We start from the raw sequence: 14460 nt of genomic DNA, 5'->3' as shown, positions 1-14460 counted from the left end.
TGGCAGGCTGACGCCGGAGGCGGCCCGGGTCCAGAATCGCGCCCGGGCAGGCGCATCGGCAGATGGAGGTAGGGGAATGCTGCACCGGAGGTCTCGGCTGTCGCGGCGGGCGTTCGCGGTGACGGCCCTGTCGGCACTCGTGGCGGGGGGTGGCGCGGTGGCGGCCGGTGCGGCGATGGCTGGCGGCACGGACGACAAGGCTCCGCGCCGGCGGGCGTCCGGCGAGCTGCGGGGCGTGTGGGTGGCCACCGTGGCCAACCGGGACTGGCCGTCCAAGCCGGGGCTGACCGCGGCCCAGCAGAAGGCCGAGCTGATCGCGATCCTCGACCGGGCCGTCAAGGACCGCCTCAACACCGTGATCTTCCAGGTACGGCCCACCGCCGACGCGCTCTGGCCCTCGCCGTACGAGCCCTGGTCGAACGTCCTCACCGGTACCCAGGGCAAGGCCCCGGGCTGGGACCCGCTCGGCACGGCGGTCAAGGAGGCCCACGCCCGCGGCCTCCAGCTGCACGCCTGGTTCAACCCGTACCGGATCTCCAACCAGTCCGACCCGAGCAAGCTCATCGCCTCGCACCCCGCGCGCAAGCACCCCGACTGGGTGGTGAAGTACGGCGGCAAGCTCTACTACAACCCGGGGCTGCCTCAGGTCCGGGCCTTCGTCGAGAACGCGATCCTCGACGCGGTGAAGAAGTACCCCGTCGACGCCGTGCACTTCGACGACTACTTCTACCCGTACCCGGTGGCCGGGCAGACCTTCGACGACGACGCCGCGTACGACCGTTACGGCGCCGGCTTCGCGAACCGGGCCGCCTGGCGCCGCAGCAACATCGACAAGCTGGTGCGGGAGACGGCGGCCCGCATCAAGGAGATCCGGCCCGGCACGCAGTTCGGCATCAGCCCCTTCGGCGTGTGGCGGAACATCGCGACCGACTCGCACGGCTCGGACACCAAGGCGGGGGTGCAGACGTACGACGATCTCCACGCGGACACCCGCAAGTGGGTGCGCCAGAACTGGATCGACTACATCGCCCCTCAGATCTACTGGAACATCGGCTTCGCCGCGGCCGACTACGCCAAGCTCGTGTCCTGGTGGGCTGGCGTGGCGAAGGGCACGGCGACGAAGCTGTACATCGGCGAGGCCCTCTACAAGGCCGGTGACCCGGCGCAGCCCGCCGCCTGGCAGGATCCCGCCGAACTCTCCCGGCATCTGACCCTGGCCGCCAAGTACCCGCAGGTGCGCGGCCACGCCTTCTTCGCCGCGAAGGAACTGGCGACGGATCCCATCGGCGCGATGGCACGGGTCGTCGCCGACCACTACAAGCAGCCGGCGAAGCCCCCGCGCTGATCCGCTACTGCGTTTCCCTGTGCCGGATCTCGGTGTCCGGGCCGGGCGAGCAGATGCCCGTGTGCCCGTCCTCGAAGCGGACGCGGTACGGAGGGTTGCCCTCCTGGCCCATCACTTCGACGATCTCGCCGACCTTGTCCTGCTGTCCGACCACCCTGCCGTGCTGGACAAGCTGGTCGCCCACGGTTGCACGCATCTGTAGGGCCTCCTCACCAGGTGCGGGAGCAACGGTCCGTGGCCCCGATTTTACGGCCCCGGGCCGCGGTTGGAACCGGCGCGGGAGCGCCGGTCAGCCTCGCGCCCGCTGGGTGACGGCGATGCACACCAGTACCGCCGCGGCCGTCAGCGGTGCGGCCACCGTCAGGTGCTCGCCGAGCAGCAGCACCGACCACACCAGTGTGAGCAGGGGCTGGGCCAACTGCAACTGGCTGGCCTTGGGGATGCCGATCGCCGCCATGCCCCGGTACCAGACGACCAGGCCGAGGAACTGCGAGCCAGCCGCGACCCACAGCAGCCCGGCCACGCTGTGCGGGGTCAGGTGCACCGGCTCGTACGACAGCGCGACCGCGGCGGCCGGCACGGTCAGCGGCAGACACATCACCAGCGCCCAGCCGATGACCTGCCAGCCCGGCATGACGCGGGCCAGCCGGCCGCCCTCCGTGTAGCCGGCCGCGCACACCAGCAGGGCGCCGAAAAGGTACAGGTCGGCGGTCGTGAGCGCACCGCCGCTCTGCTGCACGGTGAACGCGACGACCGCTGCCGCGCCCGCGAACGCCGCGACCCAGAAGGTGCGGGAGGGGCGGCTGCCCATGCGCAGGGCGGAGAACAGCGCGGTGGTGAGCGGCAACAGCCCGACGACGACGGCCGCGTGCGCGGTGGTGGAGGTCCGCAGCGCGAGGGTGGTGAGGAGGGGGAACCCGACGACGACTCCGCTGCCGACGACCAGAAGCCCGGTCCAGTGCTGTCGCTGGGGCACGGCTATCCGCAGGGCCAGCAGACAGACTCCGGCGATGACCGCGGCGAGCACACTGCGCACGGCGACGAGCGCCCAGGGCCCGAACCCCTCGAGTCCCCATGCGGTGGCGGGGAAGGTGAGCGAGAAGGCGACGACACCGAGGGCGGCCTGGAGGGTGCCGGTGGTGTTGGCCTTCGGCGGGGTGACCACCGCTATCGAGGTTGGGGCAGTAGCGCTACTCTGTGCTCTCATGCAAGAGCGTAGCAGTGTCGGTGAACTGGCGGAACAGCTGAAGCGGGAGCTCGACCGCTACTCTCCCGGCGGAAAGCTCCCGTCGAGCCGGGCCCTCGTCGAGCGCTACCGGGTCAGTCCCGTGACCGTCTCGCGGGCCCTGGCACAGCTCGCCGCCGAGGGGCTGGTCGTCACCCGGCCCGGCGCCGGTGCCTTCCGGGCCGAGCCGCGTGCCACGGCCGTGCCGACCGTCGGCGACACCTCCTGGCAGGAGGTCGCGCTCAGCGCGGACGGCGCCGCCGACCTCGTACCGCGCACGGTGGACGCGTCCGGCGTCGTCGTCTCCCTCGCCGCGCCCCCGCCGGGCGTCGTGGAGTTCAACGGCGGCTATCTGCACCCGTCGTTGCAGCCGGAGCGGGCGATGGCGGCGGCGCTGGCGCGGGCGGGCCGGCGTCCCGGTGCCTGGGGCAGGCCGCCGATGGAGGGGCTTCCGGAGCTGCGGGAGTGGTTCGCGCGCGGCATCGGCGGCAGGGTCACCGCGGCCGACGTGCTGATCACCGCGGGCGGCCAGTCGGCGCTGACCACGGCCCTGCGCGCGGTGGCCCCGCCCGGCGCACCGGTCCTCGTCGAATCCCCCACGTATCCCGGCATGTTGGCGATCGCCCGCGCGGCGGGCCTGCGCCCGGTCCCGGTCCCGGTCGACGCGGACGGCGTCAGACCCGCCCTCCTCGCCGACGCGTTCCGCGCGACCGGCGCGCGGGTCTTCGTCTGCCAGCCCCTGTTCCAGAACCCGACCGGCGCGGTCCTCGCGCCCGAGCGGCGGGGCGAGGTTCTCCGTATCGCCCGGGAGGCGGGCGCGTTCGTGGTGGAGGACGACTTCGTACGGCGGCTGGTGCACGAGGACGCGGGCCCGCTGCCGAGTCCGCTGGCCGCCGACGACCCCGACGGTGTGGTCGTCCACGTCAGCTCGCTCACCAAGGCGACCTCACCGAGCTTCCGTATCGGCGCCCTCGCCGCGCACGGTCCGGTCCTGGAACGCCTGCGTGCCATCCAGATCGTCGACACCTTCTTCGTGCCCCGCCCGCTCCAGGAGGCGGCGCTCGAACTCGTCGGGTCCCCGGCCTGGCCGCGCCACCTCCGCACGATCTCGTCCGAGCTGAAGTCCCGCCGCGACACCATGACCACGGCCCTGGGCCTCACGCTCCCCGACCTCGCGCTCCCGCACATCCCGTCCGGCGGCTACCACCTCTGGCTCCGCCTCCCCGACGGCACGGACGACACGGCCTTCACGTCCGCGGCCCTGCGAGCGGGCGTGGCGCTCACCCCGGGCCGCCCGTACTTCAGCGCCGAACCCCCGGCGGCCCACGCGAGGCTGAGCTTCGCGGCGGTGGCGGGGGCGGGGGAGATCACGGAGGGGGTACGGCGGTTGCGTACGGCTTGCGAAGAGGCGCTCTAGGCGCGCGGCATCGGGACCGTCCCGCACGTGAACTCCGCCGACGCGAAGAGCTCCGGCGTCAGGCGTATGCCGGTGATGCGGTGGGCCAGGGCGAAGGAGGCCCCAGTGAGCGCCTCGTAGTACTCGTCGTCGTACTCCTCGCGCTCGGTCAGGTCGAAGCCCGACTCGCGCATCTCGGCGAGCAGTTCGTCGGGACGGGAGCCGTAGCGCTCGTGGGCGAAGAGCGGTTCGAAGTCCAGGCGCAGCTCGCCGTTCTCGTACCAGCAGAAGTGGTCCACCGCGTTGACGTTGAGGAAGTGGGAGACCACCGTGCGACCGCGCGAGACGGGCAGCATGACGGCGTTCGTGACGCCGAGGTAGCCGTTGAACTCGGCCATGAGCGACCAGTTGCCTACGACCGCGCAACCGACGAACAGCCGGGACGGCTCTCGCCCGGCGTACGACGGCTCGCTCAGCCCGTCCACTCCCACGATCCGGCCCCGGGGCTCGGCCCCCAGCCGCCGGAGCAGCTCCTCGGGTGCGAGCCCCTGAACCAGCGTCATGCAGTACGCCTCCATCAGGAACTCGTATCGCTCCTTCAGCCACCCGTAGTCCGCCGCAGTCGTCATCCCCGTCATGGCACCCAGCCTCGCACCCGCCACTGACAACACCCTCGGCCACTCGGCCACCGGGAAAACCCCTCGACGCCCCACCCCCCGACCTGCCAGTCTCCCGCCATGACCGACACCCCGCCCCTCCCCGACGGCTACGAGATCTCCACCGACCCCGAGCGGCTCGACGTCGGCCGTGTGCACCGGTGGCTGTCCACCGACGCCTACTGGGCGACCGGCCGCCCCCGCGAGAAGCAGGAGCGGGCCATCGCCGGGTCGCTCAACTTCGGGGTGTACGACGCCGGGTCGGGGGAGCAGGTGGCTTACGCCCGTGTCGTCACCGACCACGCCACCTTCGCCTGGCTCTGCGACGTCTACGTCGACCGCTCCGTCCGCGGCAAGAACATCGGCACCGCCCTCGTCGGCGCCGTACGCGACCACCTCCAGCCCCTCGGCCTGCGCCGCATCATGCTCGCCACCGCCGACGCCCACGGCGTCTACGCCAAGCTCGGCTTCGAGCCGCTCGCCGACCCCGGCATCTGGATGGCCCTCGTTTTCGAGTGACATGTCCGGCAGATCCTGACCTCGAAGTAAGGTTTCGGGCACCTTCCGTGAATCCTCACCAACACCCCTTGACCTGCGCACTTTCACGTCACACCATCACCGCATGCCACTTCGGGTCACTTTCGTCGCCGCCGCGCGCAGCTCCCCGCTGCTCGCCGAGCGCTTCGAGGACGACCGTCCGCTGGACCAGGCAGGCTGGGACGAGGTCCAGCACGTCGCCCACGACCTGATCCCGCTCGCGGCCGCCGAGCTGCGCTACTGCTCGCCCACCCCGCGCAGCCGCGCCACCGGCGACGCGCTGGGCTACGCCCCTCTCGTGCAACTCGCCCTCCGTGACTGCGACATGGGCCGTTGGCGCGGTCTGACCCTCGGCGAGGCCATGGCCCGCGAGCCCGAGGCGGTGGACGCCTGGCTCGCCGACCCGCGCTCCACCCCGCACGGCGGCGAGTCCCTGATGGCCTTCGTCGCCCGCGTCGGCAACTGGCTCGACACCCGCCCCTTCGAGGAGGGCGGCCGTATCGTCGCCGTCGCGGAGCCGTCCGTCATCCGGGCCGCGCTCGTCTACGCCCTGAAGGCGCCCCCGTCGAGCTACTGGAACATCGACGTCCGCCCGCTGTCCACGACCACCGTCACCGGCCGCGCCGGCCGCTGGAACCTCCGCCTCGACGGCACGCCCGCTCAGCCCTCGCGCACGTAGTCGGTCGTCAGCACCAGGTCCTTGGCGGGACCGCCCACCCGCCACACCGTCCGCCAGTGATCCGCGTCCCGCACGGTGAACTCGCCTCGGTAGAGGTCCGCCGAGCAGGGGTGGTCGGTGAGGTGACGACCGGTGGTCAGGTCGAGGTCGTGAAAGGGACGGCCGTCGGCGAAACGGACGTCCGCCGTCCCCGCTGAACTGCCGGGCAGGAAACGCAGGGTGCGCTCGGCGGGCCGCGCGACGCCCTGCCAGGTGAAGGTCCCGGCCTCCTCGTGCAGCAGCCCGCCACCCTCCAGCGGGCTGAACAGCGTCACGCCCTCGAACCGCCCCTCGTCCCCGCTCGCCAGATCCCGCACTGTCCGCGCAACCCGCCAACTCCCGGCGAGATAGGCCAGCGCGTCCGCCACCGGCCGGAACTCACCCATCATCGCCCTCTCTTCGCCCTGATCCGCTGGGGATCTGGTGACTCCAGCGGGTCCTTCCGCTCGGCCTCCGCCCGGATCTCGTAGTGCGCGGCATGGCTCGTGGCCCGGAAGGCCTCCTCGTAGGCGGCCAGCGCCGCGCCCAGGCCCCCGCCGGTTCCACCACGGCGGCGGATCAGCCGCGCCAGCCCGGTGAACGCTCCCATGACCAGGGCCAGAGCGCCGAACACGAGGAGATGGGGCAGCAGCTCGTCCATGCCCCCGACCCTACGTCCCCACGCGGGCCCCATTGACGTGCACACGCCCCTTCCCTATCTTGCCGTTCGAAGTACTGACCGCTGTCTGATATTTCGAACGAACGAGCCGTTCAGAACGATCCATCAAGAGCCGCGGAGTATCCATGTCACGCACCACCCGCACCCGCCTGAGACTCGGCCTCGGTGCAAGCGCTTTCCTGCTGGCCGTCGGCCTCCTGCCGTCCCCCGCCCACGCCGAGGACGTCACCGACTACTCGATCACCGTCGACCCCGGTACCAAGGGCGCGAAGATCGACAAGACGATGTACGGCGTCTTCTTCGAGGACATCAACCGGGCCGCCGACGGCGGTCTGTACGCCGAGCTCGTGCAGAATCGGTCCTTCGAGTACTCGACCGCCGACAACACCTCGTACACCCCGCTCACCGCGTGGACCGTCACCGGCAGCGCGCAGGTCGTGGACGACGACGGGCGCCTGAACGCCCGTAACCGCGACTACCTCTCCCTGGGCGCCGGTTCGTCCGTCACGAACGCGGGATACAACACCGGCATCCGTGTCGAGGCGGGCAGGAAGTACGACTTCTCGGTGTGGGCCCGGGCCGGGAGCGGCACCGCGCTGACCGTCTCGCTGCAGGACGCCGACGGCACCCTGGCCACCGCCCGCCGGGTCGCCGTGCGCAAGGGCGGCTGGGCCCAGTACAAGACCACGTTCACCGCCACCCGCACCAGCTCCGACGGCCGCCTCACCGTGGCCACTTCGGCCGCGACCGCCCTCGACATGGTGTCCCTCTTCCCGCGCGACACCTACAAGAACGAGCCGAACGGCCTGCGCAAGGACCTCGCCGAGAAGGTCGCCGCCCTGCACCCGGGCTTCGTGCGCTTCCCCGGCGGCTGCCTGGTCAACACCGGGTCCATGGAGGACTACAGCGAGGCCTCCGGCTATCAGCGCAAGCGCTCGTACCAGTGGAAGGACACCATCGGCCCGGTCGAGACGCGCGCCACCAACTCCAACTTCTGGGGCTACAACCAGAGTTACGGCCTCGGCTACTACGAGTACTTCCGCTTCGCCGAGGACATCGGCGCCATGCCGCTGCCCGTCGTCCCGGCGTTGGTCACCGGCTGCGGCCAGAACAAGGCCGTCGACGACCCCGCGCTGCTCAAGCGACACATCCAGGACACCCTCGACCTCATCGAGTTCGCCAACGGGCCGGTGACGAGTGAGTGGGGCAGGAAGCGCGCCCAGATGGGCCACCCGAAGCCCTTCCACCTCACCCACATCGAGGTCGGCAACGAGGAGAACCTCCCGGACGAGTTCTTCGCCCGCTTCAAGCAGTTCCGGGCCGCCATCCAGGCGAAGTACCCGTACATGCAGGTGATCTCCAACTCCGGCCCCGACGACGCCGGTTCGACCTTCGACACGGCCTGGCAGCTGAACAGGGACGCCAAGGTCGACATGGTCGACGAGCACTACTACAACAGCCCGCAGTGGTTCCTGCAGAACAACGACCGCTACGACTCCTATGACAGGAGCGGGCCCAAGGTCTTCCTGGGCGAGTACGCCTCCTGGGGCAACGCCTTCAAGAGCGGGCTCGCCGAGGCCGCGTACATGACCGGCCTCGAGCGAAACGCCGACGTCGTCAGACTCGCCTCGTACGCGCCGCTGTTCGCCAACGAGGACTACGTGCAGTGGAGCCCGGACATGGTGTGGTTCAACAACCACGCCTCCTGGGGCTCGGCCAACTACGAGGTCCAAAAGCTGTTCATGACGAATGTCGGCGACCGGGTCGTCCCCTCGACCGCCACCGGCACGCCCTCGCTGCTCGGCCCGATCACCGGCGCCGTCGGCCTGTCGACCTGGAACACGAGCGCCGCGTACGACGACGTGAAGGTGACCGGCGCCGACGGGAACACGCTGCTCAGCGACGACTTCTCCGGTGACGCCTCGCAGTGGACGCACACCGGCGGCGGGAGCTGGGCGGTCCAGGACGGACAGTACGTCGAGACCTCGGACACCGCCGAGAACACCATGGTCCAGGCCGGCGACCCGAGTTGGCACGACTACGACCTGCATGTGAAGGCCACCAAGAAGTCCGGCAAGGAGGGCTTCCTCGTCGCCTTCGGCGTCAAGGACACCGGCAACTACTACTGGTGGAACATCGGCGGCTGGAACAACACCCAGACCGCCGTCGAGCAGGCCGTGGACGGCGGCAAGTCGACGCTGATCTCCAAGGCCGGGTCGGTCGAGACCGGCCGTGCCTACGACGTCGACATCAAGGTGCGGGGCCGCCAGGTCACCCTCTACCTCGACGGCCAGGAGTGGGGCAGCTTCACCGACGACAAGCCGGCCGAGCCCTTCCGCCAGGTCGTCACCGAGGACAAGAAGACCGGCGACCTGATCGTCAAGGTCGTCAACGCCCAGTCCTCGGCGGCCCGTACGGCGATCGACCTCGGCGGCGCCAAGGTCGCGTCCAAGGCCCGCGTGACCCGGCTCGCCGCCGCGCCCGACGCGGTGAACACCGAGACGAACACGGCCGTCGCCCCGGTGACGTCCACCTTCGACGGGGTCGCCGACAGGTTCACGTACACCTTCCCGGCGAACTCGATCACCTTCCTGCGGATCAGGCAGAAGTAGCCGGGGACTCCTTCGCGGGCTGCTGTCCCGGGGGCAGCAGCCCGCGTTCGGTGAAGACCTTCTTCGCGACGGCGGTGGCGTTCAGGGCCTTGGGGAAGCCGCAGTACCCCGCCGAGTGCAGCAGCGCCTCGACGATCTGCTCGGGGGTGAGGCCCACGTTCAGGGACGCCTTGATGTGCACCTCCAGCTGGGGCTCGCAGCCGCCGAGCGCGGTGAGCATGCCCAGGGTCACCAACTGGCGGTCGCGCGGGGCGAGTTCGGGCCGGGAGTAGATCTCGCCGAAGCCCCAGGCGACGATCTGGTGGCCCATCTCCGGGCTGATGTCGGCGAGCGAGTCGACGGCCCGCTGCCCCGCATCCCCGACGACGCTCTGCAGCATCTCCAGGCCACGGGCGAAACGCTCGTCACGGGTGGTGCTCTCACTCATGTCTGCGTTGGTCATGGACAAGACCGTAGGAGTTCGAGCACGCTCCAGGTCAAGGCGACCCGGTGATCACCCGCCGAAGTACGCCTGAGCCGCCCGGACACCCGCCACCAGCGCGTCCACCTCGTCCGGCGTGTTGTACACGTAGAAGCTCGCCCGGGTCGTCGCCGGGATGCCGTACCGCTTCACGATCGGGCGGGCGCAGTGGTGGCCGACGCGGACGGCGACGCCCCGCTCGTCCAGGACCTGGCCCACGTCGTGCGGGTGGATGCCGTCCACGGTGAAGGAGACCGCCGAGCCGCGGTCGGTGAGGTCGCCCGGGCCGACGATCCGCACGCCGGGCACCTCGCCGAGCAGCTCCAGGGCGCGGGCGGTGAGCTGCTCCTCGTACGCCGCCACCTCCGCCATGCCCAGCGCCTCCAGGTACTCCACGGCCGCCGCGAGCCCCACCGTCTGGGACGTCATCGGCACGCCCGCCTCGAAGCGCTGCGGCGGGGGCAGGAAGGTGGTGCGGTCCATCTCGACGATCTCGATCATCGAGCCGCCGGTGAGGAACGGCGGGAGATCCGCGAGGAGTTCACGCCTGCCCCACAGCACGCCGACGCCGTTCGGGCCGAGCATCTTGTGGCCGGAGAAGGCGAGGAAGTCCGCGCCCAGCTCGCGTACGTCGACCGGGCGGTGGGGGACCGACTGGGCGCCGTCGACCACGACCAGGGTGCCGAACTCATGGGCGCGGTCGGCCAGTTCGCGCACCGGGTTGAGGGTGCCGAGGACGTTCGACTGGTGGCTGACGGCCAGCACCCTGGTGCGCTCGTCGAGGAGCTCGTCGATCCGGGTCAGGTCCAGGCGGCCCTCGTCGGTCAGGCCGAACCAGTCCAGCGTCGCGCCCGTCCGCTCGGCCAGCTGCTGCCAGGGCACCAGGTTGGCGTGGTGCTCCATCTCCGTGACCACGATCCGGTCGCCGGGGCCGAGCCGGCGGGCGTTGCCCAGCGCGTAGGCGACGAGGTTGATGCCCTCGGTGGTGTTCCTGGTGAAGACGATCTCGTCGTCCCGCGCCCCGACGAACCGGGCCACCGTGCCCCGCGCGCCCTCGTAGGCCTCCGTCGCCTCCCCGGCCAGCTGGTGCGCGCCGCGGTGCACGGCCGCGTTGTGGGTGAGGTAGAAGTCCCGCTCGGCGTCGAGCACCTGGAGCGGCTTCTGGGTGGTGGCGCCGGAGTCCAGGTAGACGAGCCGGGCGCCGCTGTCCACCGTCCGCTCCAGGATCGGGAAGTCCCTGCGCAGCACGTCCACGTCGAAGCCCACGGCCTGCCACCTCTCATGGTTTCCATGTCTGTTTTCCGTGAGAACGCTAGGTCTCCTCACGGAGAATCGCAAGCACTACCATGAGGCCGTGGATGACGAGGCCCCTGTCTACCTGTCCCAGCTCCAGGTCCCCGGAGAGGAGCTCTACCTCTCGCTGGCCCTGGTCAACACGCGTTTTGCGCTCGGCCACCGCGAGGTCGACCTGCTCGAGGACACCGAGGCCGGACACCTGTGGCTCGTCCGGCACGAGCTGCTGCCCGACCGCGTGGCCCTGAACGGCCGGCAGTTCGGCAGGCTCCTCGGCCTCCGCGAGGCGCTCCGCGCACTCTTCGAGGCGTACGGCGCCCACGAGCGCCCGGCGGCCGGACATCTCGCCACCCTGAACGCGGCGCTCGCGGCGGCCCCCTCCACCCCGCGCCTCGCCTGGACCGCCGACGGCCCGCACCGCGCCGACGAACCCGACGCCGGCAACCCGGCCGCCGCCGCGCTCTCCCTCCTCGCCGAGGACGCCACCGACCTGCTGACCGGCGCCGAGGCCGCGCAGCTCGCCGAGTGCGAGGCCCAGGGCTGCGACCGCTGGTTCCTGCGCTCGCACGGCGCGCGGCGCTGGTGCACGACCAAGTGCGGCAACCGGGTGCGGGCGGCGCGGGCCTACGCGGCCCGGAAAACGCGCTGAATTCACCGTTAAATAAGATGCCGGGATATTTTTGTTTCCCGGCCGTTAACCAAGTTATTCAACAGGCATTCCGTTATTCGGAACCAACCTTGCCACTTCCTGTGAGAGAGGCAACCGAAGGGAAAGTCGGTCCGTCTAACTCCGCGAATCAATAACCCGCGGGGAGTACCAAGGAATGGATCGCTCGACCCTGTCCAAAGCCGTTTCGAGCGGCCATTTCTCACCGAAGGGGGCTGCCGCCCTGCTCGCCGCGGTGCTCACCGGCGCCGTGTTCTGCGCCGCGGACGCCCTCGCGGGCAGCTACCCCTTCGGATCCCGTACCCGCGACGTCAACGACCTGGGCAACCAGTACGTACCCTTCCACGCCCACCTGTGGGACCTGCTGCACGGACGGGCGCACGGCGGCCTGTTCGTCAACTGGCAGTCCGGCTTCGGCTCCGGCTTCCTGCCCGACGTGGGCACCTACCTCGGCAGCCCGTTCGCCCTGCTCGTCGGCGTCTTCCCGCGGGACGAGATCGACCTCGCGGTGTACGTCATCACGGTGCTGAAGACGGCGGCCGCCGGTGCCGCCATGGCCTGGCTGCTGCTGGTCCTGCGCCGCGGCCGTTGGTGGGGAGCGGGGCTGCTCGGGGCGTCGTACGCGCTGTGCGGCTGGAGCCTCGCGGTCGCCTCGTACAACCCGATGTGGCTCGACGGACTGCTCGCCTTCCCGCTGCTGTGCCTGGTCGGCGAGTGGACGCTGCGGCGCAGGCGGCCGCTGCTCGGCGTGCTGATCGTGGCCCTCGCCTGGATCGCCAACTTCTACACGGCCTACATGGCCACCCTCGCCGCCGGCCTGGTGCTGCTGCTCCGGCTGTGGCTCGCCGACCTCTCCAGCCGGCAGCGACTGCGGACCGCGGGTCGCGCCGCGCTCACCGTCGGCCTGGGCGTGGGGCTCGCCGCGCCGCTCGTGACGGTCGTGTACTTCGGCACCAAGCACGCCTACCCGGGCCGGGTCGTGGACTTCAAGCCGGTGCCGACCGAGGACTTCCTGGCCCGGCTGCTGCCGACGACGTACAGCTTCGGCAGCCCGGCCGTCTACGCCGGCACGGCGGCCCTCCTGCTCGCCCTCGCCCTGCCCTTCCACCGCGCGGTCCCGCGCCGGACGCGTCTGGGCTGGACGGTGCTGGTCGCCGCGGTGGCGCTGTCGCTCCAGTGGGGCCCGACCCACCTGGTCTGGCACGCCTTCGCCACGCCCCAGGGCAGCCCGTACCGCCAGGCCTTCGTCCTGTGCGGCCTCCTGGTGATCGCCGCCTGGCAGTCCCTCGCGTACGGCCCACCGGACCTGCGGGCACTGGGTGCGGCGGGCGCGCTGCTGGCGCTGATCGCGGCTGCGGCGAGCCGGAGCGCGCTGGTGCACCACGTCACGTGGGCGGTGTTCGGGCTCGCGGTGATGGGCGCGGCGGGCGGGTTGGTGTTGCTGCGGTACGCGGCCGGGGGAGGCGGCGCGACCGCCGAGGGCGTCACGGACATCGCTGAGCCCCGCTTCGACAGTGAGCCGCGCTCGGTCGCCGGGCCCCGCTCCGCAGGCAGCCCCGCCCCGGCCCCCCGCCGCCGCACCGCCCTCGTCGTCCTTGCCGTACTCCTCCTGTTCGGTGGGGAGTTCGGTGAGGCCATGGCCACCTCGGCCCAGGCCAGTCGGCTGCGGCTCGATCACATGGACGACTACGCGCCCTGGGGTGACCGGCAGCAGGAGCAGGCCGATGTGATCGCGCGGGTCGATGCGTGGCCGCGGTACCGGACCGACCCGGGGCGTGAGCAGACCGTCGCCAACGACCCCATGGTGGTGGGCGGTGAGGGTGCGCAGTACTACAGCAGCCTCACCTCGGACGTCCTCAGCCGCACGCTCTCCGCCCTCGGCGGCGGCTGGACCTCACGCGGCCGCAGCCTGCAGAGCCTCGACAACCCCGTCACCGACGCGGTCTTCTCCATCGGCGCCCGCGTGCACTCCCCGCCGGACCCGCACCAGAACTGGTTCGCGCAGGACGGCAGCCGCCCGACGGTGACCCGGCAGGACGTCCCGCCCCTGGTGACGGTACGACCGTCCGCCGCGACCCCGGGCAAGTGGGGCCCGTCGCCGTACCGCAACCAGGAACTCCTGCTGGGCGCCCGCGTCTACGCCGTCCCGCACATCACGATCCGCACCGGCACCGGCAAGCCCCCGACCCCGGGCGACGCCGCGCACCCCGGGCTGCTCGTCCCCGCCGGCACCGGGAAGCCGACCATCACCGCCAAGTGCCCGGCCGGCAGCGAGGTCTACCTCTGGGCCCCGCACTACTCCGGCACCGCACAGACCACCGGCGGCCCGACCGGGCGGTTCCGGTCCGACGCCCTGGTCACCAAGATCGCGGCGATGCAGCGCCTCGGCACGGTCCCGGCCTCCGGCAACCTCCGGATCGAACTCACCCCGAACCGCGACAGCCGCGTCCCGCAGGGCGCCGTCGGCTGTCTCGACACCGCCGCGCTGCACACCGCCGTCGAGCACCTCAAGGCCACCGGCGCCACCCGGGTCTCCGTCGACGACGCCACCGTCAAGGCCCAACTCCCCGCGGGCAGCAAGGGGGTTGCCGTGATCGCGGCCCCGCGCATCGCCGGCTGGCGCTGCGCGGCGGGCGACGACACCGCCGTACCGGCAAAGGCGTACCACGGCCTGATCGCCGTACCCCTCGACGGCTCGTCGAACAGTCTGACCTGCACCTTCCACCCGCCCGGGCTGCGGCTCGGCGCGACCGTCGGGGGCGCCTCGCTGCTGACCCTCGGCCTGCTCGGCGTCCTCACCGCCGTCCGCCGCCGACGCGCGCCGCACGCGCCGGCACCCACGACCGCACCCGCCCGACCGCTCGAGCGCGTGACCGGCGCTCGCTGAACCCGT

General features: G+C 71.4%; 14 protein-coding genes. 7 read left to right on the top strand and 7 right to left on the bottom strand.

Annotated features, from left to right (window positions below):
- Positions 1 to 76 precede the first annotated feature (76 nt).
- On the top strand, positions 77 to 1345 hold the full coding sequence (locus ABZ848_RS31520) for a family 10 glycosylhydrolase (RefSeq protein WP_360837386.1): 1269 nt from the start codon (positions 77 to 79) through the stop codon (positions 1343 to 1345).
- Between the two features lie 4 nt (positions 1346 to 1349).
- Here the strand turns inward: ABZ848_RS31520 and ABZ848_RS31515 are convergent, their stop codons facing one another.
- Both ABZ848_RS31515 and ABZ848_RS31510 read right to left on the bottom strand, forming a co-directional pair.
- A complete protein-coding gene (locus tag ABZ848_RS31515; RefSeq protein WP_360837384.1) occupies positions 1350 to 1541 on the bottom strand; it encodes a DUF1918 domain-containing protein in 192 nt (63 codons plus the stop codon).
- 93 nt (positions 1542 to 1634) lie between these two features.
- Positions 1635 to 2552, bottom strand: a complete 918-nt coding sequence (locus ABZ848_RS31510) for a DMT family transporter (RefSeq protein WP_360837382.1) — start codon at positions 2550 to 2552, stop codon at positions 1635 to 1637.
- Here ABZ848_RS31510 and ABZ848_RS31505 point away from each other — a divergent pair.
- Positions 2551 to 3987, top strand: a complete 1437-nt coding sequence (locus tag ABZ848_RS31505) for a PLP-dependent aminotransferase family protein (protein WP_360837381.1) — start codon at positions 2551 to 2553, stop codon at positions 3985 to 3987. The genes ABZ848_RS31510 and ABZ848_RS31505 overlap by 2 nt on opposite strands.
- Here the strand turns inward: ABZ848_RS31505 and ABZ848_RS31500 are convergent.
- Positions 3984 to 4595: a DUF6461 domain-containing protein gene (locus ABZ848_RS31500; protein ID WP_360837379.1), complete on the bottom strand. Its 612-nt coding sequence runs from the start codon at positions 4593 to 4595 to the stop codon at positions 3984 to 3986. The two genes, ABZ848_RS31505 and ABZ848_RS31500, sit on opposite strands and share 4 nt — an antisense overlap.
- A gap of 108 nt (positions 4596 to 4703) precedes the next feature.
- On the opposite strand from ABZ848_RS31500, the gene ABZ848_RS31495 reads away from it, so the two are divergent.
- Together ABZ848_RS31495 and ABZ848_RS31490 are read left to right on the top strand one after the other, a co-directional pair.
- Positions 4704 to 5141: a GNAT family N-acetyltransferase gene (locus ABZ848_RS31495; protein WP_360837377.1), complete on the top strand. Its 438-nt coding sequence runs from the start codon at positions 4704 to 4706 to the stop codon at positions 5139 to 5141.
- Positions 5142 to 5244: 103 nt separating this feature from the next.
- The gene (locus ABZ848_RS31490) at positions 5245 to 5838 is read left to right on the top strand and encodes a histidine phosphatase family protein (RefSeq protein WP_360837376.1); all 594 of its coding nucleotides are present in this window, start codon (positions 5245 to 5247) and stop codon (positions 5836 to 5838) included.
- On the opposite strand, the gene ABZ848_RS31485 is transcribed toward ABZ848_RS31490, so the two are convergent.
- Together ABZ848_RS31485 and ABZ848_RS31480 are read right to left on the bottom strand one after the other, a co-directional pair.
- Entirely contained in the window at positions 5820 to 6263 is a 444-nt protein-coding gene (locus tag ABZ848_RS31485; RefSeq protein ID WP_360837482.1) for a DUF6314 family protein, read from the bottom strand. The two genes, ABZ848_RS31490 and ABZ848_RS31485, sit on opposite strands and share 19 nt — an antisense overlap.
- Positions 6263 to 6517: a hypothetical protein gene (locus tag ABZ848_RS31480; protein WP_360837375.1), complete on the bottom strand. Its 255-nt coding sequence runs from the start codon at positions 6515 to 6517 to the stop codon at positions 6263 to 6265. The genes ABZ848_RS31485 and ABZ848_RS31480 overlap by 1 nt, the downstream gene beginning before the upstream one ends.
- A 143-nt stretch (positions 6518 to 6660) precedes the next feature.
- Between ABZ848_RS31480 and ABZ848_RS31475 the strand changes: the two genes are divergently transcribed.
- A complete protein-coding gene (locus ABZ848_RS31475; RefSeq protein ID WP_360837373.1) occupies positions 6661 to 9147 on the top strand; it encodes an alpha-L-arabinofuranosidase C-terminal domain-containing protein in 2487 nt (828 codons plus the stop codon).
- Here ABZ848_RS31475 and ABZ848_RS31470 read toward each other — a convergent pair.
- Positions 9134 to 9574, bottom strand: coding sequence for a carboxymuconolactone decarboxylase family protein (locus ABZ848_RS31470; protein WP_360837480.1), 441 nt, complete (start codon positions 9572 to 9574; stop codon positions 9134 to 9136). The genes ABZ848_RS31475 and ABZ848_RS31470 overlap by 14 nt on opposite strands.
- Positions 9575 to 9640: 66 nt before the next feature.
- On the bottom strand, positions 9641 to 10873 hold the full coding sequence (locus ABZ848_RS31465; protein WP_360837371.1) for a cysteine desulfurase: 1233 nt from the start codon (positions 10871 to 10873) through the stop codon (positions 9641 to 9643).
- 88 nt (positions 10874 to 10961) lie between these two features.
- Here ABZ848_RS31465 and ABZ848_RS31460 point away from each other — a divergent pair, with 88 nt between their 5' ends.
- Both ABZ848_RS31460 and ABZ848_RS31455 read left to right on the top strand, forming a co-directional pair.
- Positions 10962 to 11549, top strand: coding sequence for an ABATE domain-containing protein (locus tag ABZ848_RS31460; protein ID WP_360837370.1), 588 nt, complete (start codon positions 10962 to 10964; stop codon positions 11547 to 11549).
- 175 nt (positions 11550 to 11724) lie between these two features.
- Positions 11725 to 14454: a YfhO family protein gene (locus ABZ848_RS31455; RefSeq protein WP_360837369.1), complete on the top strand. Its 2730-nt coding sequence runs from the start codon at positions 11725 to 11727 to the stop codon at positions 14452 to 14454.
- Positions 14455 to 14460: the final 6 nt, after the last annotated feature.

This window comes from Streptomyces sp. NPDC047081, assembly GCF_040643775.1.
Lineage (GTDB): Bacteria > Actinomycetota > Actinomycetes > Streptomycetales > Streptomycetaceae > Streptomyces.
Note: the sequence above shows the minus strand (reverse complement) of the source record. Positions and strands in the feature narration are given on the sequence as shown.

Coding starts and splice junctions, on each gene's coding strand:
- ABZ848_RS31520 (WP_360837386.1), top strand. CDS start 77: ATGCTGCACCGGAGGTCTCGGCTGTCGCGGCGGGCGTTCGCGGTGACG.
- ABZ848_RS31515 (WP_360837384.1), bottom strand. CDS start 1,541: ATGCGTGCAACCGTGGGCGACCAGCTTGTCCAGCACGGCAGGGTGGTC.
- ABZ848_RS31505 (WP_360837381.1), top strand. CDS start 2,551: ATGCAAGAGCGTAGCAGTGTCGGTGAACTGGCGGAACAGCTGAAGCGG.
- ABZ848_RS31510 (WP_360837382.1), bottom strand. CDS start 2,552: ATGAGAGCACAGAGTAGCGCTACTGCCCCAACCTCGATAGCGGTGGTC.
- ABZ848_RS31500 (WP_360837379.1), bottom strand. CDS start 4,595: ATGACGACTGCGGCGGACTACGGGTGGCTGAAGGAGCGATACGAGTTC.
- ABZ848_RS31495 (WP_360837377.1), top strand. CDS start 4,704: ATGACCGACACCCCGCCCCTCCCCGACGGCTACGAGATCTCCACCGAC.
- ABZ848_RS31490 (WP_360837376.1), top strand. CDS start 5,245: ATGCCACTTCGGGTCACTTTCGTCGCCGCCGCGCGCAGCTCCCCGCTG.
- ABZ848_RS31485 (WP_360837482.1), bottom strand. CDS start 6,263: ATGGGTGAGTTCCGGCCGGTGGCGGACGCGCTGGCCTATCTCGCCGGG.
- ABZ848_RS31480 (WP_360837375.1), bottom strand. CDS start 6,517: ATGGACGAGCTGCTGCCCCATCTCCTCGTGTTCGGCGCTCTGGCCCTG.
- ABZ848_RS31475 (WP_360837373.1), top strand. CDS start 6,661: ATGTCACGCACCACCCGCACCCGCCTGAGACTCGGCCTCGGTGCAAGC.
- ABZ848_RS31470 (WP_360837480.1), bottom strand. CDS start 9,574: ATGAGTGAGAGCACCACCCGTGACGAGCGTTTCGCCCGTGGCCTGGAG.
- ABZ848_RS31455 (WP_360837369.1), top strand. CDS start 11,725: ATGGATCGCTCGACCCTGTCCAAAGCCGTTTCGAGCGGCCATTTCTCA.